The sequence below is a fragment of the Actinomycetospora atypica genome (assembly GCF_042653685.1).
In the GTDB taxonomy this organism is placed as follows: domain Bacteria; phylum Actinomycetota; class Actinomycetes; order Mycobacteriales; family Pseudonocardiaceae; genus Actinomycetospora; species Actinomycetospora atypica.
Genome location: NZ_JBHSIV010000009.1, coordinates 25,872 through 45,474, shown reverse-complemented (window position 1 = coordinate 45,474; position 19,603 = coordinate 25,872). Strand labels below are relative to the sequence as shown.

The following is a 19,603-nucleotide window of genomic DNA, read 5'->3' as shown; positions in this document are numbered from 1 at the left end:
CGAGTACTCACACCGGCAGGCGGCGGAACACCGGGCGCGGGATGTGGCGCAGCACCGACATGACGGCGCGCAGCGGGGCGGGCGCCCACACGAGCTCCCTGCCCTTCGTCACGGCGTCGACCACGACCTCGGCGACCTTCTCCGGGGTGGTCGACAGCGGCGCGGGGTCCATCCCGGCGGTCATCTTCGAGTGCACGAAGCCGGGGCGGACGATCGTCACGCCGATCGAGTCGGGACGCAGGGCCTCGGTCAGGCCCGTGTAGAAGGCGTCCATCCCGGCCTTGGTGGAGCCGTAGACGAAGTTCGAGCGGCGGGCACGCTCGCCCGCGACGCTCGAGATCGCGACGATCCGGCCGTGGCCCTGGCGCCGGAACTCCGCGGCCAGCGCGACCCCCACCGACACGGTCGCCACGTAGTTGACCTCGGCGAGCTCGACGGCGACGTCGATGTCCTGCCAGGCCTTCTCCTGGTCGCCGAGCAGACCGAACGCCACGATCGCGACGTCGATGTCGCCCCCGGCGAACGCCTTGCGGACGGCCTCGGTGTGCACCGCGGCGTCCTTCGCGTCGAACTCGACGGTCTCGGTGGTCGCCCCCGCCCGGTCGAGGCGGGCGGCGGCGTCGGCGAGGCGCGGCGACTGGCGCCCGGCCAGGACGATCCGGACCGGCCCGTCGGCGAGGTAGCGCTCGGCGATCGCGAGCCCGATCTCGGAGGTCCCCCCGAGCAGGAGCAGGGAGGACGGGTGGCCGACGGCGTCGATCATGCGGGGGTTCCTGTCGGTAGGTGTCAGCTGGTGAGGGCGAGCCGGCGCGACATGTCGGAGGCGAACACGCCGTCCGGGTCGGCGGCGTCGCGCACCTTGCGCCACTCGTCGAGCCGCGGGTACATCGCGGCGAACGTGCGGGGGTCGGTGCGGGAGTCCTTCGCGGTGTAGAGGCGGCCGCCCATGGCGAGCACGCGCTCGTCGAGACCGCGGCAGAAGCGGCCGAGGCCGTCGACGATCGGGAAGTCGACGCAGATGTTCCAGCCCGGCATCGGGAACGACAGCGGCGCCCGGTTGCCCTCGCCGAACTTCTTGAAGACGTTGAGGAACGAGACGTGCCCCGACGCGGCGATGTCGGCGATGATCGAGCGGAACTCGCCCTCGGCCTCGAGCGGGACGATGAACTGGTACTGCAGGAAGCCCTTCGACCCGTAGGCGCGGTTCCAGTCCCCGAACAGGTCGAGCGGGTGGTAGAAGGCCGTGAGGTTCTGGATCTGCCCGCGCTTGTTCTTGGTCTTGCGGTAGTAGAGCTCGCCGATCGCGGCGAACGTCGCCCGGTTCGCCAGCCCGTTGGGGAAGACGTCGGGCAGGTCGAGCAGCGTCGGCGCGTCGAAGCGCAGCGGGTCGCGCTGCAGCTTGGCGGGGAGCTCGTCGAGCTTCGCCAGCGACCCGCGCCCGAGGGCGGCGCGGCCGAGCTTCGAGCCGGTGGAGATCGAGTCGAACCAGGCCGAGGAGTAGTCGTAGGCCTCGTCGGAGCCGTCGGAGAACCGCTCGATGGTCTCGTCGAGGTTCGCGGTGCGCTCGGTGTCGGCGACGAAGTAGGCGGTCTCGGTCTTCGTCATGCGGACCCGCGCCCGCAGGATGATCCCGGTCAGGCCGATGCCGCCGACCGTGGCCCAGAACAGGTCCGACTCGGGGCCCTCGGGCTCGAGGTGCCGGATCTCGCCGGTGCCGGTCAGCAGCTCCATCGACGCCACGTGGTTGCCGAAGCTGCCGTGCGTGTGGTGGTTCTTGCCGTGGATGTCGCTCGCGATCGCGCCGCCGATGGTCACCTGCCGGGTGCCGGGCAGCACCGGGACCCACAGCCCGAAGGGCAGCGCGACCTTCATCAGCGTGTCGAGCGAGACGCCGGCGTCGAGGTCGACGATGCCGGTGTCGGCGTCGATCGCGTGGATGCCGTGCCGCGCGGTCATGTCGACGACGAGGCCGCCGGCGTTCAGCGCGGGGTCGCCGTAGGAGCGGCCCAGACCCCGCGGGATCACGCCGCGCGGACCCGCGGACACGACCGCCTCGGCGAGCGACGAGTCGGAGGTGACTTCGTCGCCGGACAGCACGGTGGCCCGGCTCGGGGCGGTACGAGCCCAGCCGACCAGGGTCTTCACGTCGCGTGGCATCGACATCGAGGCTAGCGCGCGTCCCCGAGCGGGCTGCAGGCCCTGCTAGCTCTCCCCGATCGACAGGGGCCCCGGCGTGGCGAGCCCGCTCTGCTCCACCTCGCCACGGATGATCGTCGGTGCCACCAGGGGCATCGTCGGGACCCAGCGCTCCAGGCTCGCGATGTCGGTCAGCGGGAGGCCGGGCAGGTAGACGGGGTAGCGGACCTGGCGGACCAGGGCGCGGGCCGTCGTCCAGGGCCCGCCCTGCGAGGCGGTGTAGCTGATGTAGCCCGACTGCGCCTCGCTGCGGGCGTCGGTGGAGACGCGCCACCCCGGGAGGTCGGCGATCCCGTCGCGCAGCGGGCTGAACGGGATGCAGGGGAAGAGGAACGCGCCCGGCCAGTCGACCGCGGCGGGCGTCCCGGGCGGCAGCACATCGGCCCAGGGCACCAGCTGCGCGATGCGCGGGACCGAGAACCCCTGGCCCGCGAGGGTGTCCGGGCTGCTGACGAGGCGGACGGCGGTCTGCGAGGTCGACAGGCCCGGGTCGAGGCGCAGGTCGCGGGAGCGCGGCGCGTCGACCGACGCCGACTCCGAGAACTGGGTGGCGCCCTCGTCGAGCGGGACGCGGGTGACCTGCCCGGCGGGGTCGCGGAACTCGGCGACGACGTCCCCGGCGACCTCCGGGCCGGTGAGGGTCACGACGACCGGCCCGGGCGGCCCGGGTTCCTCGCCCGGCGGGTGGGAGGCGGTGTCGGGGCCGGGCAGGGCGTACCAGGCGGTCGTCACACCGGGCCCGCTCCATGCGGGGAGAGCGGCGCCGGCCATGGTCGGCCCGGCAGGGCTCGTCGTCGGGACCTCCCTGGCGCCCTCGGCGCGCAGGAGCCCGGCGAGGGGGTCGCGCTCGACGCGGAGGTCGTCGGCGATCCCGCAGGAGCGGCCGGTCAGGCTGCTCACGGAGTCGGAGGCGAGCGTGTAGGAGTCGCGGCGCTGCACGGCGGTGCGGGCGAAGCTCAGGACCTCGATCGCGACGACGAGGGCGACGACCCCGATCGCGAGCGCCGGCGCGATCCGGGTGGTGTCAGCAGTGCGGCCATGCTGACGCTGAACGTCAGGATCGTGGGCAGTACGACGCAGCGCGAGCACCGCCAGGACGACCGCGACGATGGCCCCGGCCACGAGCACCGCGTCCGCGAACCGGACGCCGCCGAGCTGTGGCGAGAGGGTCGACCAGGTGATCGCGTAGCTGGAGATCCAGTGCCACTGGTTGTAGCCCGCGAGCGTCAGCCCCGACACCCCGGCCGCCACCGCAACGCCCACCGACGCCCGCCGGTACGCGCCCCGGGCATCGTCGGGAAGGCCGCGCCGCCAGGCGTCCAGCGCGATCAGCGTTGTCGCCGTGCCGAGCACCGCGAAGGCCCCGAAGTGGTGGGTCCACTTGGTGGGGGTGAAGGCGAGCGTCACGAGCGAGAGCAGGGTGACGAGCACGACGCGGCGGGAGGTCCCGGTCAACCGGTCGCGCGCGGAGAACGCGAGCGCGGCCAGGGCGAGGACCAGCAGCATCACCGGAGCGCGCCGCCCGAGGTTGCCCTCCGCGTTCCCGACCTCGAGCAGCGAGGCGTAGCGGACGTACTCGTCGGTCCAGGGGCGGTCGCCGCCGACGAGGGTGCGGATGCCGACCGAGTCGAGCACCGACGCCCAGGTCTGGTCGAGGTAGACGAGCACGAGGGTCAGGCCCAGGGCGGCGATCCCGACGATGGCCGTGGTCCGGTCGAGCAGCCGCACCAGCGAGGACACGGCGACGAGCAGCGGGACGAACGCCATCAGGCCGGTCGGCGTCACCGCGAGCGTGACCCCGGCGACCAGCAGGGCCACGACGAGCGGGACGGGCGAGCGCCGCTCGACCGCCCGCTCGACGAGGACGAACACGAGGGCCGACCCGACGAGCACCCACGGCTCGGGGCGGACGCCGAGGTCGTAGGGCAGCCACCATGCGAGGTAGACGAGCCCGGCGAGCAGGGGGACCGACGGCACGGCCAGGCGGGGGAGGACGCCGCGCGTGAGCAGGAACCACCCGACGACGCCCAGGACGGTCGCGGGCAGGCGCAGCCAGAACGGGGCGGGGTCGACGGCCGCGACGAGGGCGAGGACGTCGTAGAACCAGCCGAACGGCGTCTCCGGGGAGTTGAGCCACCGGAAGACGGTGCCGACCTGCCCGTTCTGGTCGAGCGAGCGGACGATGCCCGCGATGTAGCCGTCGTCGACGGTGAGCGGGCCGATCACCTGCCAGAGCAGCAGGCCGCCGACGACGCCGAGGTCGGCCAGGCGTCGTCGGGCCGGTGTCAGCGATGGCACATCGCTGACATCCAGTGTCAGCGAGGTGCCATCGCTGACACCCCGGCGGCCGGCCACTAACGCCCCCAGAGCCACCAGGAACGCCAGCACGGCGACCACACCGAGCGCGATCTTCCAGCCGGTCGGCGACGTCTGGAACCGGGTGTCGCCGACCGCCGAGAAGGCCAGCCCGGCCGAGGTCGGCGCCGCCGTGAACACCCCCGCGACGGCCGGCCGCACGTCCCCGTCGACCCGCTCGACGACGCGCGAGTCCACCGCCACCTCGGTCGCCGGGATCGACGACGACACCGTCAGCGTCGACCCCGGAGGCAGCGCCGCGGGCTCGAACTCGCGCCCGCCCGAAGTCACCGTCACCGCGCCACCGGAGGAGGCCCGCACGACGAGGCCCTGGAGCGGCTCGGCGAGCGGGTCGGCCACCAGGGGGGCGGTGGAGAGCAGCACCGTGCCGGGCGGGACCGCCCGGGCGGCGTCGCCGCTCACCGACACCGTGAGCGACTCCGGCTGGTAGGGCAGCATCGGGATCGCCGCGGGCGCCGGGGACGCCGACGCGGGCCAGGAGTACGTGACCATCGGCCTCGTCACCGGCGCGAACGGGAACGCCAGGGCCGCGAGGACCGAGACGAGGCCCGCGACGAGCGCGACCCACCTACCCGAGGTACTCACGCCCCGAGTAGGCCTCCTTCGCGAGCGTCGGGAACCGGGTCAGACCGCCGCGACTGACGGAGCCGACGGTGAGGTCGTAGTTGTCGGTCGGGTGGTCGTAGACGATCCGGTCGACGTTGCCCCACTGCAGGGTCGGCGGGCCGCCCGGGGTGACCCCCGAGAAGATGCGCACCGTCGCCCACGTCCGCTCCGACTGCACCATCGTCCCGCCCCACGACTCGTAGGTCGGGTTGGTCAGGATGAACTCGGGCGTGTTCTCCGCGGCCGAGAGCCGGGCCGTGGGAGTGGGTGCGATCCCGTGCGCCACGGCCACCTGGTTCACGCACGGCCACAGCACCGCGGAGAGCTGGTCGGCGAAGACCGGCGGGCCACTGCCGTCGTCGGGACCGGTGATCGACTGGACCGGCTGCATCGCCGCCAGGTGCGGCGGGGCGACCGCGAGGGCGGAATCGGCGCCCGCGATCTGGTCCTCGACCACGAGCCGCACCGCGCTCGGCCGCTCGCCGGGCAGCAGGACGGGCACCTCCTGCCACTGGCGCGCCGTGAGCCCGGCCGCCGGGTTCACCGTCGTCGCGACCGTCCGGGACGGCGCCGCCGGCGCCCCGTAGCCGAACTCGACGACCACGCGCTGGGCGTTCGGGTCGTTGCCCGCCACCGGTACGACGACGTTCGTGGCCGTCGCGGCGTCTCCGGGCTTCTGGGCCGGCACCGGGTACCAGCCGGTCGTCAGCGTGCCGAGGCCCGTGCCGCGGTCGGGGGTGGCGGGGTCGGTGGAGACGGCGTCGTGCCACATCGTCGGGCCGGCGCCGGAGGGCGCGGGCCCGGGCGGCGGGACGGGCGCCGGGTCGACGGAGCCGTTGCCGGGCTCGGTGAGCGCGTAGTCGCCGGTCGCGACGGCGGGGGTCACCGGGCCCCCGAGGTCGTCGCGCACCGCGCCCATCACCGAGACGGAGTTCGCGAGCTGGCACGGCTTCCCGGCGAGGGCCTGCACCTGGGACCCCGCCACCGACCAGCCCGGGGCCTGGACCACGGGCGCGTAGAGCATCACCGCGACCATCAGGCCCGCCAGCACGACGACCGCCGGGACCAGGACGGCCCGGTCGGGGGTCACGCCGAAGGTCGTCCGACCGCGACGCCGCCGCCACGCCGCGAACAGCCCGGCGAGTACGGCGAGCCCCACCCACCACCAGAACTGGCGCAGGAAGAACGGCCCGATGTGCGGGGCGAGGCCCTCCATGTCGAGCATCGACATGTCGGGGTCGAGGTGCTTGCCGAAGGGCTGGCCGCGGTCGGAGTAGGGCTTCCAGACGTTGGAGCCGGCGAACCCGAGCACCGTCGCGCCCGTCAGCAGCGCGACGCCCGCCCCGGTGACCAGCGCGCCGGGGCGCCGGGGCAGCGGGGTCTGCAGCATCGCGAGGGCGAGCAGCAGCGTGCCCGGCGCGGCGATCGCCCCGAAGTGGTTCACCCACTTCGTCGGGCCGAGGGCCAGCAGGAACAGCGCGACCGCGGTGGTGACGGCCGTGGAGAGCGTGTACGAGCGGATCGGGCCGCCGAGGGGGCCGCGCCGCCCCGAGCCGATCGAGACGATCACCAGCAGTACGAGGGTGAGCAGCACCGGGAGCCGCCGGCCCCACGTCCCGGTCTCGATCAGCGTCCGGTAGTGCGCCCACTCCTCGTACCAGGGGAACGTCACGTAGTACCAGGAGTGCAGCTCGGTGGCCTCGAGGACGTCGCCGAGGGTCGCGTCGCCGAACCCGACCGGGATCGCGATCGTCCCCGCCGCGATCACCGCCCCCACCACGCCGAGGCGCGTCCGCCACGACGCCGCCGCCAGCCAGCGGTAGAGCCAGGGCAGGGCGACGACGACCGGCGCCGCCGCCACGAGGCCCGACGGCGAGACCGTCACCGACAGCGCGGCCAGCGCGGTCGCCGGGATCAGCGGCCCGACGGCCTCGCGCCGCCGCGCGATCTCGGCGAGCAGCAGCACCCCGGCGAAGATCGGGACGATGAACACCTCGGGGCGCAGCGCCATCCCGTAGGGCAGGAACCACGCCAGGTGCGCGCCGAGCAGGGTCCACGGCACCCACGCGCGGCGCTCGATACGGCCCAGCGCCGTCGCGAGCACGGCCCGGAGCAGGAACCACGTCAGCAGGCCCAGCAGCAGGGGCAGGACGCGCATCCACAGCAGCCCCCACCCGGGCATGCCGAGCGCGTTGCCGAGGTTCCCCCAGATCGCCATGAGGTACTGGCTGCCGACGAACGGGTTCTCCGTCGCCCCGAACATGTAGATCTGGTTCCCGACGAAGCCCGTGGGCCCGGCGTTGCGGGCCATCAGCAGGTACCAGGAGTCGTCGTTCTGCAACGGCGAGAGCAGCACCCACCCGGCGCTGATCAGCCCCACCGCCACGTCGGCGCCGTGGAACCGCGGCCGGACGAACCCGGTGCCCGACCGGCCCCACCAGCGGCGCATCGCCAGCACGAGGGTGGCCGCGAGGGCGAGGACGTGAAGGATGAGCAGCGTCAGCTTCAGCGCCGAGGGCACCGAGGAGTAGCGGTCGTCGGGATGGATCGTCGCCGCGAGCCCCGGGGTGCCGGGGGCCGTGGTCGCGAGCTCGGCGACCTGCGGGGCCTGCCCCGGGCCGGAGAAGAGGACGACGCCGTCGCGGGCCAGCGTGGTCGTCGTGCCGTCGGCGCTGAACCGGTAGACGCAGTCGGTCAGGGGCAGGACCTCGTCGACCAGGGTCGCGCCGTCACTGGTGACCGTGACCCGGCCGCCGGAGTTGCTCGCCGTGAACCCGCGGCCGGGGGTCCCGGCCGACACCGGTTGCGTGCGCAGGGCGTCGCCACCGCCGCGCAGCGCCCGGCACGGGACGTCCGCGGTCATCGCGAGCGGGCGGTAGGGAGCCAGGGGGATCGTCGTCGAGGTGGCGGGCTCGCCGGCCTTCGGCCAGGAGACCACCGGGTCGTCGGCGTTGACCGGGGCGAACGGGATCGCGATCCCGAGCAGCACGGTCACGGCCGCCAGCGCGGCCAGGAACCACCCCGACCGGACGTGGGAGCGACGGGACGTCCTCCGGGGATCGTTCCCCACGCGCACGGGGGTGTCCTCGACGACGGCCATGAGCAGGAACGGTATCGACGGTGCGGTGACGGAGCGGTGGGGGGCGGCTCCTACCATCGGTGAGCGTGAGTGTCGAGGAGACCGGGCCGCACACGGCCGCCACCGCGGCGACCAGCCCCGCCGCGCCGGTGGCGCTGGGTCTGCGCGCCCAGCTCGTCCGGTTCGTCGGCATCGGGGCGGTGGCCGCCTGCGTCGACCTCGGGGTCTACCAGCTGCTCCTGCTGCTCGGGACCTGGGCGCCGCTGGCCAAGGGGATCTCGTTCATCCTCGGGACCACCACCGCCTACGTCCTCAACCGGCGCTTCACCTTCGCGGCCTCGAAGGGCGGCGGCGGGAAGTTCCTCGGGTTCCTGCTGCTCTACGGCTCGACGTTCGCGGTGAACGTGGCCGTCGCCTCGCTGGTGCTGCACCTCATGGACGCGCCGAACGTCAACCCGCCGCTGATCGCCTCGGTGCTGTCGTGGTTCGTCGCCCAGGCGTGCGCGACGACGATCAACTTCGTCGTGATGCGGTGGGTCCTCTTCCGGTGAGCACAGGTGAGCACTAGTCCGTGCCTGGACACGGATCAGTGCTCACAGGCGTGGAGCGCCCCGTCCCACTCCAGCTGGGTCAGCCGGGTCGCGACCGTGCGGGCGACCGTGCACGGATCACCGTGGATCTCCTCGTGCCCGAACGTCAGCCGAGAGCGGCCCTCCAGTTCGGCGGCGTTGTCCCGGGCGCGGTCGGCGTGGGCCGTCCGCTGGTTCGCGTGGTAGCGCCAACCGTCGATGCGGACGGTCAAGGTTCCGCCGGGCATCCGGTACTCGATGTCCTCCGCCCGGCGGCGACCGTCGACGATGCGGGCGACCTGGCGCACCCCGACGGGCAGTCCGTGCGCCAGTTCGACCTCGGTCGCGTACTCGTCCTCGAGGACCGACTCGACGCCCTCGACCAGTCGGCGGGCCGCGGCGCCCAGCGCCTTGCCGTACCGACGGGGCGGCCGGGACTCCAGGGCCTCGAGGATCGTCGTGCCGGCCATCTTCGCCACGGCCGCGCCGGCGGTGAGCCGCCGCATGCCCTGCCTCGCCGTCGGCGCGTCGACCGCGATGTCGATCAGGGTCTGGACCTTCGTCGTGAGCGGCGGATCGCAGTTCGCCTGGACGATGTGGTCGAACGCCCGGCTGCGGTGGACGGTGACGCGCTCGCACCCCCGCGCCGAGGACCCGTAGGGCACGGTCACGTGGACACGGCCGTCGTCGCGGGCCCCGGGGAGTCTCCACAGGTCCGCGGCACTGGTGTGGCTGAGGACCGCGGGTCCGCGGACGAAGAGCAGGGCGGCCCGGCGCCACATGCTCGGTGTCGGGTCTCCCGTCACGGCGGCGTACACCCCGTGCAGGAGCGGCCGCGATCGCCGGGCGGCGACGTCCGCCTCGATGCGCTCGTCGGTCAGCCCGTGCTCGAGGGCCTGACGCCGCGAGAAGACGTTCTCCTGCGCCTCCAGCAGGCGCTGCCAGTCATCCGAGTTCTCCATGCCGACTCGGACGTGGCCGGGGGTCGGATGGATCCAGGTGCCGAAGGCCTGTGAGCACTAATCCGTGCCGGGACACGGATCAGTGCTCACATGTGCTCACCTCTCGGGCGACGGGATCCCCGGCGGCGGGTCACCGATCTCGCCGTCGCTCTCCGTGCCCCACATCGTCTTCTGACCGTGGATCACGTCGGGGGCGACGGTGTTCGGCGCGTAGGGCTCGAGCGCCTCGATGCGGCCCCAGTCGAGGGTCGCCTCGCCCTCGAGGTACGCCGGGACGTCCTGCTGCTTCTCCAGCACCTCGATCCAGCCCATGGGGCCGCCGGCCGAGGGCTGGGACCAGGTCTGGCCCCCGATCCGGAACTGCGAGGCGTCGGCGATGAGCCGGTAGGTGGGCACCTCGGCGATCCCGTCGGCGAGGTCGAAGGGCCGCAGGCACGGCGAGGCGAACTGCACCGGCCACTCGAGGTAGCCCGGCTGCGTACCGACCGCCTCGGTGAACGGCACCAGCTTCGGGCCGCGCATGGGGGCGACGGCGATCCAGCCGTCGTCGCCGATGGAGCGGTCCTGGGCGATGAGGCGGACCTCGTCGGCGTCGGCGCCCGCGGTGGTCGACAGGTTGACCTTGATCTCCCGCCACGGCGGCTCGTTCCCGCTGCCGCCGGTGAGCTGGTCCTGCCCGAGGATCTGGACGCGGCCGTCGGGGAAGCGCTTGGCGTACTGCAGGAACAGGCTGTTCCCGCCGTCGAGCCGGCCGGCCACGCTGATGACCAGCGGGGTCGAGCCGGTGCGCAGGGGGTCGTCGACCGACTGCCAGGGGGTGCGGAGCGTCCCGGTCCCGCGGCCCTCGCGGTCGAAGGTCCCCAGCACCTGGTCGGAGAGGTCGTTGCGCAGCGTGTACTCGTAGCCCGAGACGCCCGTGCCGCCGCCGGTCGGCGGGACCGCGTCCTCGGCGTGGAAGCCCTCGTTCACCGGGTTCGGGTCGACCAGCTGGGCGAGCGGGCTGGAGGCCGGGACGGTGTCCGGCGGCAGCGGCGCCGGCTGCTGGCCGGGGGCGAGCGGGATCTGCGGCGCGATCACGGGGAGCACGCCGCGGGCCGAGGGCACGACGCCGGTCACCGCGGTGGCCGCGGGCAGGACCCCGGCCAGCGGGCTGCCCTCGACCCGGACGTGGTCGGCGAGGCCGCACGACGAGGAGAACGCGTTACGCAGCACGTCGCCGCCGAGGGAGAAGCTGTCCCACTGCTTGTCGATCGCCTTGCCCATCGACGCCATCTGGAACAGCACGAGCGCCCCGCAGATCACGGCGATCGGTGCCGAGCCGACCCGCAGGGCCCGCGCCCGGCGCTCGACCGCGCTGCCCGAGCGTGAGCCGCGCACCTTCGCGATCCGCTCCTGCACCGGGGCGCGCCAGCGGGTGAACGACGACTGCTGCTCGACCGGGACGCCCTTGCGTTCCTCCGGGATGCCCCGCAGGTGCTCGAAGGCCGCGACGACGAGGAAGACCCCCGCCACGACGAGCAGGAGGGTCGAGGCCTGGTAGCCGTTGTACGAGGGCGGCTTGTCGTTCCAGGGCACGCCCCAGTTGTTCGTGTACCACCACGTGTTGGGCCCGGTGAACGCGAGCGCGAGGGTGGCGAACACGGCGGCGAGGAAGAGCGAGCGGTTGCGCCGGGAGCGCAGCACGTCCGACGAGGTGGCCAGCGCCGTGAGCGCGGCCATGCCCGAGCCCAGGGCCGCGAAGGCCCCGAAGTGGTGCGTCCACTTGGTCGGGGTGAGGGCCAGCACGAGGAAGCCCAGCAGCGTCGTCCCGATGAGCCGCTGCGACGGGCCGAGCGCGGCCCCGCGGATGCGGTCGCGGCGCAGCAGCACCACGAGGCAGACCGCGAGACCGAGGATGAGCAGCAGCACCGGGGCCCGGCGCTCGAGCGAGCCGTCCGCGGAGACCGAGAACAGCGACTCGTAGCGGACGACCTCCTGGTACCAGGTGTAGTTCGGCCCCAGCAGGAAGCGGACCCGGTTGGCCTCCATCACCGCGGCGTAGGACTGGTCGGCGAAGATCGCCACCAGCACGACGAGGCCCGCGGCCAGGATCGGGAGCAGCACCGGCAGCCAGCCCAGGCGCCGCACGCGTTCCTGGACGAGCCGGAACAGGGGCCGGGCGGCGGCGAGGAACGGGGCGACGGCCATGAGGCCGGTGGGCGTGGCGGCCAGCGCGAATGCCGCGGCCACCAGACCGAGCGCGACCGGCGCGAGGCGGCGGGTCGCCACGGCCCGCTCGACCGAGCAGAACGCCAGCAGCGCGGAGATGACGGCCACCGGCTCGGGGCGCAGCCCGTTGTTGAACGGGAGCCAGAACATCAGGAAGACCATCGCGGCGGCCCAGCCGGCGGCCGCCGAGCGGCGGACCTGCTGACCCAGGCGCGGCAGCATCTCCCGCGAGATCAGCATCCACGAGACGATGCCCATGAAGACCGAGGGCAGCCGCATCCAGAGGACGGTGTCGCTGATCTGCACCCACGCCGCGTAGAGCTCGTAGAACCAGCCGAACGGCGCCTCGGGGACGTTGAACCAGCGGTAGTAGTTGCCGATGTAGCCGGCGCTCTCCCGGCCCCGCGCGATCCCGAGGATGTAGCCGTCGTCGGAGGTCTGGGAGCCGATGACGGCCCACACCGCGAGCCCGGCGACCACCACGCCGTCGCGGGCGTTCGGCACCCACCAGCGCCGTGGGGCGAGCCGGGGCGCCCGGCGCCCGGCCCGGGTGTCGAGCACGTGCAGCGCCCACACCGCGCCGAGGAAGCACAGGATCGCGAGGACGCCCGCCGCGGTCTTCAGCACCGTCGCGGTCGTCTGGAAGCGCGTGTCGGGGGTGATCGAGACGCTGGTGCCCCCGGTGGGGTCGCGCGTCTGGTCGAGGTCGGAGTAGATCCCGACGACCTGCGGCCGGAAGTCCCCGCCGAGGACCGTGTCGGCCCCGACCCCGAGGTTGATCACCGTCTGCGCGTAGTCGGAGGTGATCGTGATGTTGCAGGGACCGCCGGGGACCGGTTCCTGGGCGGCCTGCTGGCCGCGGTCGGTCACGGTGAGCTGGCCCGCGTCGACGTAGACCTGCATGCCGACCTGCGTGCCGCCCGGCGAGAGCGGCGGCGTCGTCGAGAACACCGTGGCCCGCTGGCCGGCGCGGGCGTCGAGGCTGCGGATCGCCGCGCAGGGGATCGTCGCCGACATCGACTGGGGCCGGAACGCCACCAGCGGCGCGTCGACCGAGCGCGTGCCCGTGGTGGGGCTCGGCCACTGGATCGTCGCGGTGTCCTGCACCACCGGCAGGAACGGGAAGAGCAGCGCGAAGATCGTGCCGAGCCCGCCGAGCACCATCGCCGTCCAGCGCCAGCGGCGCAGGAGGCGCTTCTCCTCGGCCGGCGTCGGGTCGGGGCGGACCCCGTTCGGGGAGGTGACGGGCGCGGCCGACGGGTCGGCGGCCGTGTCGGAGGTCAGCACGTGGTGCGTCCTGCCATGGTGGTGAGCACCTCCAGGTCGAGGGCCTGAAAGAGGACCGGGGTCACGCGCGCTGGAACCTCTCGCGTCGCCCGAGCCGGACGAGGCGCAGCCACTCGCGCAGCGCCGCCGGGTCCCGTCGTTCCACGAGGAAGTACCAGCCGAAGCGCAGGTGCTCGATGGCACCGAGCTTGCGGAGCCCGGGCTGGGCCAGCAGGTAGCCGCGGTTGCGGTAGGTGTAGTACCGCTTGGTCGCGTCGCCCGGGTCCTGGGCGTGCAGACGGCCGCCGAGCATCGGTTTGAACTCGTCGGATCCGTCGGGGTGGACGTAGGCCGTCGTCAGGCACGTCCCGTAGGGGAGCCCGGAGCGCATGAGGCGCCGGTGCAGTTCGACCTCGTCGCCGCGGACGAACAGGCGCAGGTCGGGGACCCCGACCACGTCGAGGGTCGCGGCGCGGAACAGCGCGCCGTTGAACAGGTGCGCGATGCCCGGCATCAGCTCGCCGTCGCCGAACCCGTCGAGGTCGGCGCGCCGGCGCACCCAGGTCATGCCGCGGCGCAGCGGGAAGGCGAGGCGCTCGGGGTCGGCGGCGTCGGTGATCACCGGCGAGACCTCCGCGAGCCCGCGCCGCACGGCGACCTCCATGAGGGTCGCGAGCACGTGCTCGTCGGCGGGGCGGCCGTCGTCGTCGGCGAGCCAGAGCCAGTCGGCGCCCGCGGCCAGCGCGGTCAGCATCCCCAGCGCGTAGCCGCCGGCGCCGCCCAGGTTGTGCTGCGAGGGCAGGTAGGTCGTCGGGACGTCCAGGTTCCCGACGACCTCCCGGGTCTTCTCGTCGGGTCCGTTGTCCACGACGACGACGTGGTCGGGCCGGCGGGTCTGCCCGGCCACCACGGCGAGCCCGTCGGCGAGCAGCTCCGGGCGGTGCCGGGTGACGACGACCGCGTAGACGAGCTCGGCGCTCACGGGGTGCCCACCGGGCCCGGCCGGCCCTCGCCGATGCGCTCGAGCGTCTCCGGGCTCAGGGTCTCGAACAGGTCGCGGCCCTTGTAATGGCTGACCACGTCGCGCAGCGACCCCTGCTCGCGGATCACCCCGGTGTCCATCCAGATCGCGGTGTCGCAGAGCTCGACGAGGAACTCGTCGGAGTGCGAGGCGAACACCAGGATCCCGGAGCGCCCGACGAGGTCGCGGAGCCGGTCGCGCGCCTTCTCCAGGAACGCGGCGTCGACCGCGCCGATGCCCTCGTCGAGAATGAGGATCTCGGGGTCGATCGAGGTGACGACGCCCAGCGCGAGCCGGACCCGCATGCCCGTGGAGTAGGTGCGCAGCGGCATCGAGAGGTAGTCGCCGAGCTCGGTGAACTCGGCGATCTCGTCGACGCGCCGCTCCATCTCGCGCCGCGACATCCCCAGGAAGAGCCCGCGGATGAGAATGTTCTCGAGCCCGGAGATCTCCGGGTCCATGCCGACGGCGAGGTCGAAGACCGGGGCCACCCGCCCTCGGATGCGCGCTCGGCCGCGGGTCGGCTCGTAGATGCCCGCGAGCAGGCGCAGCAGGGTCGACTTGCCCGCGCCGTTGTGCCCGACGAGGCCGACGCGGTCGCCCTCGGAGAGCGAGAGCGAGATGTCGCGCAGGGCCTCGACCACCGGCACCTTCGACTCGGTGATCCGCCCGCCCGCGCGCCCGAGCACGGACTTCTTGAGCGACCGGTTCTTGGCGTCGAAGATCGGGAAGTCGACGCTCGCGTCCTGGACGTCGATCGAGACCATGTTGCTCACACCCAGTACGCGACGCGGGAACGGTAGTTGCGCAGCGCGATCAGGGCGAGCGTCCAGCCCACCACGGTGATCACGCCGACGACGGCCCAGTGCGTCCAGCTCTGCACCTGGCCCACCAGCGGCGCCCGGAAGATCTCGATGAAGTGGTAGAAGGGGTTCAGCTTCGCCAGCTGCTCGACGATCGCCTTCGCGCTGCCGGGCTCGCCGCCGCGCAGCAGGTCGGGCGTCCAGATGATCGGCGTCATGGTGAAGAAGAGCTGCATGAAGCTCGAGACCACCGGCGGGATGTCCCGGAACCGGGTGGCGATGATGCCGAACAGCAGCGTGACCCAGAGCCCGTTCGCGACGATCACGACGAAGGCCGGGATCGCGAGCAGCGCCGTCCAGGACAGGCCGGGGTGCAGGACCCCCATCGTGCCGTCGCTCAGCCGATTGATCATCCGGTACGGCTCGTCGAGCTGGCCGAAGAAGATCGCCAGCACGATCACGTAGACGACGACGTTGTGGGCGAAGAAGAGGATCTGGCGCCACACCGTGCGGAACACGTAGATCATCAGCGGGGCGGGCAGGAACCGGATGAGGCCCTCGTTGGCGATGAAGGTCTCGGTCCCCTCCAGCACGCAGGCGCTGATGAAGTACCAGATCATGAAGCCGACGGTCACGTACGGCATGAACGTGCCGATCGGCTGCCCGAACAGCTGCGAGTACAGCCCGCCCAGCGCCGCCGCCGTCACGGCCATGCTGATGGTGATCCACAGCGGGCCGATCGTCGAGCGCCGGTAGCGCTGCTTGATGTCCTGCCAGCCGAGGTGGCCCCACAGCTCGCGCTGCGCGATCGCCGCGTTGATGTCGGCGAAGGCCCGCCGCCACGACCGGGGCGAGGCCCCGTGCAGCTTCTCGGCCGCCGTGGCGTCCCGGTCCGACGGTTCGTCGGCGCCAGGGCGCGCGAGTGCAGGGACGGCCACGGGGCGTGAGCGTACTCGGGCGCCTCAGAGGTACTGGCCGGTCGTCCCCCCGGTCCCGGCGCCGCCCGCGGCCGCCCCACCACTCGCGGGGAGCCCGCGGCGCATCTGCTCGAGCTGCACCCGGGCGGCCATCTGCTGGGCGACCAGCGCGGTCTGGATGCCGTGGAAGAGGCCCTCCAGCCAGCCGACGAGCTGGGCCTGGGCGATGCGCAGCTCGCCGTCGGTGGGGGTGTCCTCGCCGTCGAACGGGGCGATGATGCGGGCGAGCTCCTCGCGCAGCTCCGGTGAGAGCGCCGACTCGAGCTCGGCGAGGCTCGACGCGTGGATCTCCTTGAGCCGCCGGCGGCTGGCGTCGTCGAGCTCGGTGGCCCGGACCTCCTCCAGCAGCTGCTTGATCATCGTGCCGATCCGCATCACCTTCGCCGGCTCCTCGACGGCGCCGGAGATGTTCTCCCGGCCCTCGTCGGGCTCCTCGGCGGCGGTCTCGCCGGGCATCCGCACGGTCCCGACCGGCTTGCCGTCCGGTCCGACGATCATCACCTGGTCCCCGGCCGACGGCTCGGGCTGCTCGCTCATGGGGCTCATCCTCGCGGATGCCCCGATCGGCCGTTCGGGCACTCTCCGGACCACCCTCGGCTACACGGCGGAGCCGACGTACCGTACTGGAGCATGACGGTGGACGTCGCGCGGGTACGGGGCCAGGTCCCCGCGCTCGGCGACGGATGGGTCCACCTCGACGCCCCGGCCGGCATGCAGGTTCCCGAGCAGGTGGCGACCGCCGTGTCCTCCGCGCTCCGGGCCCCGGTCTCCCCGCCCGGCGGGGTCTTCCCGGCCTCCCAGCGCGGCGGCGCGATCGTCGACGCGGCGCGCCGCGCGATCGCCGACCTCGTCGGTGCCGAGCCCAAGGGCGTGGTGCTCGGCGCGTCGGCGGCCGGGCTGCTCGAGCGCCTGGCCGACACGCTCTCGTCGTCGTGGGCCCTCGGTGACGAGGTGGTGGTGTCCCGGCTCGACGACCGCGCGAACGTCACCCCCTGGGCCCGGGCCTGCTCGCGGGTGGGTGGGGTGCTGCGCACCGCCGAGGTCGACATCGAGACCTGCGAGCTGCCGAGCTGGCAGTACGACGACCTCCTCGGCCCGCGCACCCGCGTCGTCACCGTGACCGCGGCGTGCAGCCACCTTGGCACCCGCACCGAGATCGCGGCGATCGCCCGCAAGGTGCACGCCCTGCCCGCCCCGGCCACGGGGATCGAGCCGCTCATGGTCGTCGACGCGAGCGCGGCCGCGCCCTACCTGCCGCTCGACCTCGAGACCATGGGCGCCGACGTCATGGTGCTCTCCGCCGGCGCCTGGGGCGGTCCGTCGGTCGGGGCCCTGGTGTTCCGCACCCCGGAGCTGCTCGACCGCCTGCCCGCCGTCTCCTTCGACGCCGCCGCCCGCGGGCCCGAGCGCCTCGAGGTCGGCGACGCGCCCGTCGCGCTGCTCGCCGGCCTCGTCGCCTCGGTCGACCACCTCGCCGAGCTCGACGACCGCGCCACCGGCTCCCGGCGCGACCGCATCCTCACCTCGATGTCCTCGCTGCGCGCCCAGCACGACGACCTCATGGCGCACCTCGTCTCGGAGCTGCGGTTCCTGCCCGGCGTCAGCGTGCTCGGCGACCCCGCCCGCCGGATCCCCACCGTCGCGTTCGTCCTGGCCGGGCGGACCGCGCAGGAGGTGGCCGAGCGGGTCGCCGACCAGGGCGTCTGCGTCCTCATCGACCCCGGCGACCAGGGCGCGCTCGAGGTGATCGGCGGGGCCGAGATCGGCGGGGTCGTCAAGGTCGGGCTCGCCCACTACACGTCGCGGGCCGACGTGGACGCGCTGATAGGTGCGCTGTCGCGCCTGTAGGTGCGCTGCGCGCTCGTGCGCACTGATCCGTGCCCCGACACGGACTAGTGCTCACGGGCCTACGGCACCTCGAGGACGACCTTCCCGACGACGCCGCCGTCGTCCATCAGCTGGTGCGCCCGCGCGGCCTCCGGCATCGGGACCCGCTCGTGGACGATCGGGCGCACCCGGCCCGACTCCACCAGCGGCCACAGGTCGGTCCGCACCGCCGAGACGATCGCGCCCTTGCCGTGCGACCCGTCGGTCGGGCGGCCCCGCAGCGAGGTGGCCGCCACCGAGAGTCGTCGGGTCAGCATCTTGGCCAGGTTGATCTCGCCCTTGGCGCCGCCCATGAGCCCGATGACCATCATCCGGCCGCCGTCGGCGAGCGAGTCGAGGTTCATGTCGAGGTTCCGCGCGCCGATGTGGTCGAGGATGACGTCGACCCCGCGTCCGTCGGTCGCCTCCTTGACCGCCTCGACGAGGTCGCCGTGGTAGTCGAGGGCGACGTCGGCGCCGAGGTCGCGACAGACCTGCAGGCGGTCGTCGTGCCCGGCCGTGGCGATCACGGTGACGCCGAGGGCCTTGCCCACCTGGATCGCGTGCGTCCCGATCCCGCCGCTGCCGCCGTGCACCAGCAGCGTCTCCCCGGAGCGCAGCCCGGCCGCGAGGACGAGGTTCGACCACACCGTGCACGCCACCTCGGGCAGCCCGCCCGCGTCGGCGAGCGACACCCCGGCCGGCACTGGCAGCAGTTGCGCCGCCGGCACGGCCACCTTCTCCGCGTAGCCGCCGCCCGCGAGCAGCGCGCAGGCCTCGTCGCCGACGTTCCAGCCGCTCACCCCGGGGCCCACCTCGCTGACCCGGCCCGAGCACTCGAGGCCCGGCAGCTCCGAGGCGCCCTTCGGCGGCGGGTAGTTGCCCTGGCGCTGCATCACGTCGGCGCGGTTCACCCCCGCGGCGACGACGTCGAGGACGACCTCGCCCGAGCCGGGCTCGGGGTCGGGCTGCTCGGTCCAGGTCAGGACGTCGGGGCCACCGGGCTCCCGGATGGAGATCGCATGCACGACGGCGGACGCTAGACCTCCACCTCCCAGCCTGCACAAGGCGCGATGACAAGCGCTTGCTTACCGATACGATGGGCAGATGTCCACCTCGGAGGAGCCTCGCTGGCTCGACGCCGAGGAGTGGCGTGCCTGGCGGAACTTCATCGCCGCGCAGGCCCTCCTCCTCGGCCGGCTCGGCCGTGAGCTGTCCGACCAGCACGGCCTGTCGTTCGCCGACTACGAGATCCTCGTCCGGCTCTCCGAGAAGACCGACCACCGTCAGCGGATGACCTCGCTCGCCGAGGAGGTCGTCGCGTCCAAGTCGCGGCTCTCCCACCAGGTCGCGCGCCTCGAGGGCGAGGGCCTGGTCCGCCGCGAGGTCTGCGACTCCGACGGCCGCGGCGTGTTCGCCGTCCTCACCCCCGAGGGCTTCGCCCGCCTCGAGCGCGCGGCGCCCGACCACCTGCGCGGCGTGCGCGAGCACTTCGTCGACCTGCTCGACGACGACGAGCGCCGCGTGCTCGGCGACGTCTTCGAGCGGATGAACGAGAAGCTCCGTCCGTAGAGCCGGCGGTGCCCTGGCTGGCCAGCAATGGCACAGGGCTGACATCTGACGTCAGGATGGCGCCACTCGCAGGTGCTGGGGCTGTCCTGACGAGGGCCGCCT

The 19,603-nt window shown here is 73.4% G+C and carries 14 protein-coding genes; 3 read left to right on the top strand and 11 right to left on the bottom strand.

All coding sequences use genetic code 11. The annotated features are described in order from the left end of the window. Positions 1–7: 7 nt before the first annotated feature. The 4 genes from ACFPBZ_RS10740 to ACFPBZ_RS10725 are packed head-to-tail and all read right to left on the bottom strand — an operon-like array spanning position 8 to position 8,278. Positions 8–763, bottom strand: a complete 756-nt coding sequence (locus tag ACFPBZ_RS10740) for a decaprenylphospho-beta-D-erythro-pentofuranosid-2-ulose 2-reductase (RefSeq protein WP_378036035.1) — start codon at positions 761–763, stop codon at positions 8–10. Positions 764–786: 23 nt separating this feature from the next. Further along, positions 787–2,157 carry an FAD-binding protein gene (locus ACFPBZ_RS10735; RefSeq protein ID WP_378036034.1) on the bottom strand — a complete coding sequence of 457 codons (1,371 nt, stop codon included), beginning with the start codon at positions 2,155–2,157 and terminating at the stop codon, positions 787–789. A 45-nt stretch (positions 2,158–2,202) separates the two neighbouring features. After that, positions 2,203–5,157: an arabinosyltransferase domain-containing protein gene (locus tag ACFPBZ_RS10730; RefSeq protein ID WP_378036033.1), complete on the bottom strand. Its 2,955-nt coding sequence runs from the start codon at positions 5,155–5,157 to the stop codon at positions 2,203–2,205. Then, on the bottom strand, positions 5,141–8,278 hold the full coding sequence (locus ACFPBZ_RS10725) for an arabinosyltransferase domain-containing protein (RefSeq protein ID WP_378036032.1): 3,138 nt from the start codon (positions 8,276–8,278) through the stop codon (positions 5,141–5,143). Before ACFPBZ_RS10725 ends, ACFPBZ_RS10730 begins: the two co-directional genes overlap by 17 nt. A gap of 65 nt (positions 8,279–8,343) precedes the next feature. On the opposite strand from ACFPBZ_RS10725, the gene ACFPBZ_RS10720 reads away from it, so the two are divergent. Next, the gene (locus tag ACFPBZ_RS10720; protein WP_378036031.1) at positions 8,344–8,808 is read left to right on the top strand and encodes a GtrA family protein; all 465 of its coding nucleotides are present in this window, start codon (positions 8,344–8,346) and stop codon (positions 8,806–8,808) included. A 35-nt stretch (positions 8,809–8,843) separates the two neighbouring features. Here ACFPBZ_RS10720 and ACFPBZ_RS10715 read toward each other — a convergent pair whose 3' ends face one another. From ACFPBZ_RS10715 to ACFPBZ_RS10690, 6 genes are all read right to left on the bottom strand, one after another. Then, the gene (locus ACFPBZ_RS10715) at positions 8,844–9,788 is read right to left on the bottom strand and encodes a hypothetical protein (protein WP_378036030.1); all 945 of its coding nucleotides are present in this window, start codon (positions 9,786–9,788) and stop codon (positions 8,844–8,846) included. A gap of 96 nt (positions 9,789–9,884) precedes the next feature. Beyond that, complete coding sequence (locus ACFPBZ_RS10710) at positions 9,885–13,283, bottom strand: arabinosyltransferase domain-containing protein (protein ID WP_378036029.1); 3,399 nt, start codon at positions 13,281–13,283, stop codon at positions 9,885–9,887. A 61-nt stretch (positions 13,284–13,344) separates the two neighbouring features. Then, complete coding sequence (gene glfT1 / locus ACFPBZ_RS10705; protein WP_378036028.1) at positions 13,345–14,244, bottom strand: galactofuranosyltransferase GlfT1; 900 nt, start codon at positions 14,242–14,244, stop codon at positions 13,345–13,347. Beyond that, a complete protein-coding gene (gene wzt, locus ACFPBZ_RS10700) occupies positions 14,241–15,050 on the bottom strand; it encodes a galactan export ABC transporter ATP-binding subunit Wzt/RfbE (protein ID WP_378036164.1) in 810 nt (269 codons plus the stop codon). Before wzt ends, glfT1 begins: the two co-directional genes overlap by 4 nt. A gap of 5 nt (positions 15,051–15,055) precedes the next feature. Then, positions 15,056–16,024, bottom strand: coding sequence for a galactan export ABC transporter permease subunit Wzm/RfbD (gene wzm / locus ACFPBZ_RS10695; protein WP_378036027.1), 969 nt, complete (start codon positions 16,022–16,024; stop codon positions 15,056–15,058). A 24-nt stretch (positions 16,025–16,048) separates the two neighbouring features. Continuing rightward, complete coding sequence (locus ACFPBZ_RS10690; RefSeq protein ID WP_378036026.1) at positions 16,049–16,600, bottom strand: bacterial proteasome activator family protein; 552 nt, start codon at positions 16,598–16,600, stop codon at positions 16,049–16,051. A gap of 93 nt (positions 16,601–16,693) precedes the next feature. Between ACFPBZ_RS10690 and ACFPBZ_RS10685 the strand changes: the two genes are divergently transcribed. Next, entirely contained in the window at positions 16,694–17,911 is a 1,218-nt protein-coding gene (locus ACFPBZ_RS10685) for a cysteine desulfurase-like protein (RefSeq protein WP_378036025.1), read from the top strand. A gap of 59 nt (positions 17,912–17,970) precedes the next feature. Here the strand turns inward: ACFPBZ_RS10685 and ACFPBZ_RS10680 are convergent, their stop codons facing one another. Next, positions 17,971–18,957: an NAD(P)H-quinone oxidoreductase gene (locus tag ACFPBZ_RS10680; protein WP_378036024.1), complete on the bottom strand. Its 987-nt coding sequence runs from the start codon at positions 18,955–18,957 to the stop codon at positions 17,971–17,973. A gap of 79 nt (positions 18,958–19,036) precedes the next feature. Here ACFPBZ_RS10680 and ACFPBZ_RS10675 point away from each other — a divergent pair, with 79 nt between their 5' ends. Continuing rightward, on the top strand, positions 19,037–19,501 hold the full coding sequence (locus ACFPBZ_RS10675; protein WP_378036023.1) for a MarR family winged helix-turn-helix transcriptional regulator: 465 nt from the start codon (positions 19,037–19,039) through the stop codon (positions 19,499–19,501). Positions 19,502–19,603: the final 102 nt, after the last annotated feature.

Coding starts and splice junctions, on each gene's coding strand:
- ACFPBZ_RS10725 (WP_378036032.1), bottom strand. CDS start 8,278: ATGGCCGTCGTCGAGGACACCCCCGTGCGCGTGGGGAACGATCCCCGG.
- ACFPBZ_RS10715 (WP_378036030.1), bottom strand. CDS start 9,788: ATGGAGAACTCGGATGACTGGCAGCGCCTGCTGGAGGCGCAGGAGAAC.
- ACFPBZ_RS10690 (WP_378036026.1), bottom strand. CDS start 16,600: ATGAGCGAGCAGCCCGAGCCGTCGGCCGGGGACCAGGTGATGATCGTC.
- ACFPBZ_RS10675 (WP_378036023.1), top strand. CDS start 19,037: ATGTCCACCTCGGAGGAGCCTCGCTGGCTCGACGCCGAGGAGTGGCGT.
- wzt (WP_378036164.1), bottom strand. CDS start 15,050: ATGGTCTCGATCGACGTCCAGGACGCGAGCGTCGACTTCCCGATCTTC.
- ACFPBZ_RS10735 (WP_378036034.1), bottom strand. CDS start 2,157: ATGCCACGCGACGTGAAGACCCTGGTCGGCTGGGCTCGTACCGCCCCG.
- ACFPBZ_RS10740 (WP_378036035.1), bottom strand. CDS start 763: ATGATCGACGCCGTCGGCCACCCGTCCTCCCTGCTCCTGCTCGGGGGG.
- ACFPBZ_RS10685 (WP_378036025.1), top strand. CDS start 16,694: ATGACGGTGGACGTCGCGCGGGTACGGGGCCAGGTCCCCGCGCTCGGC.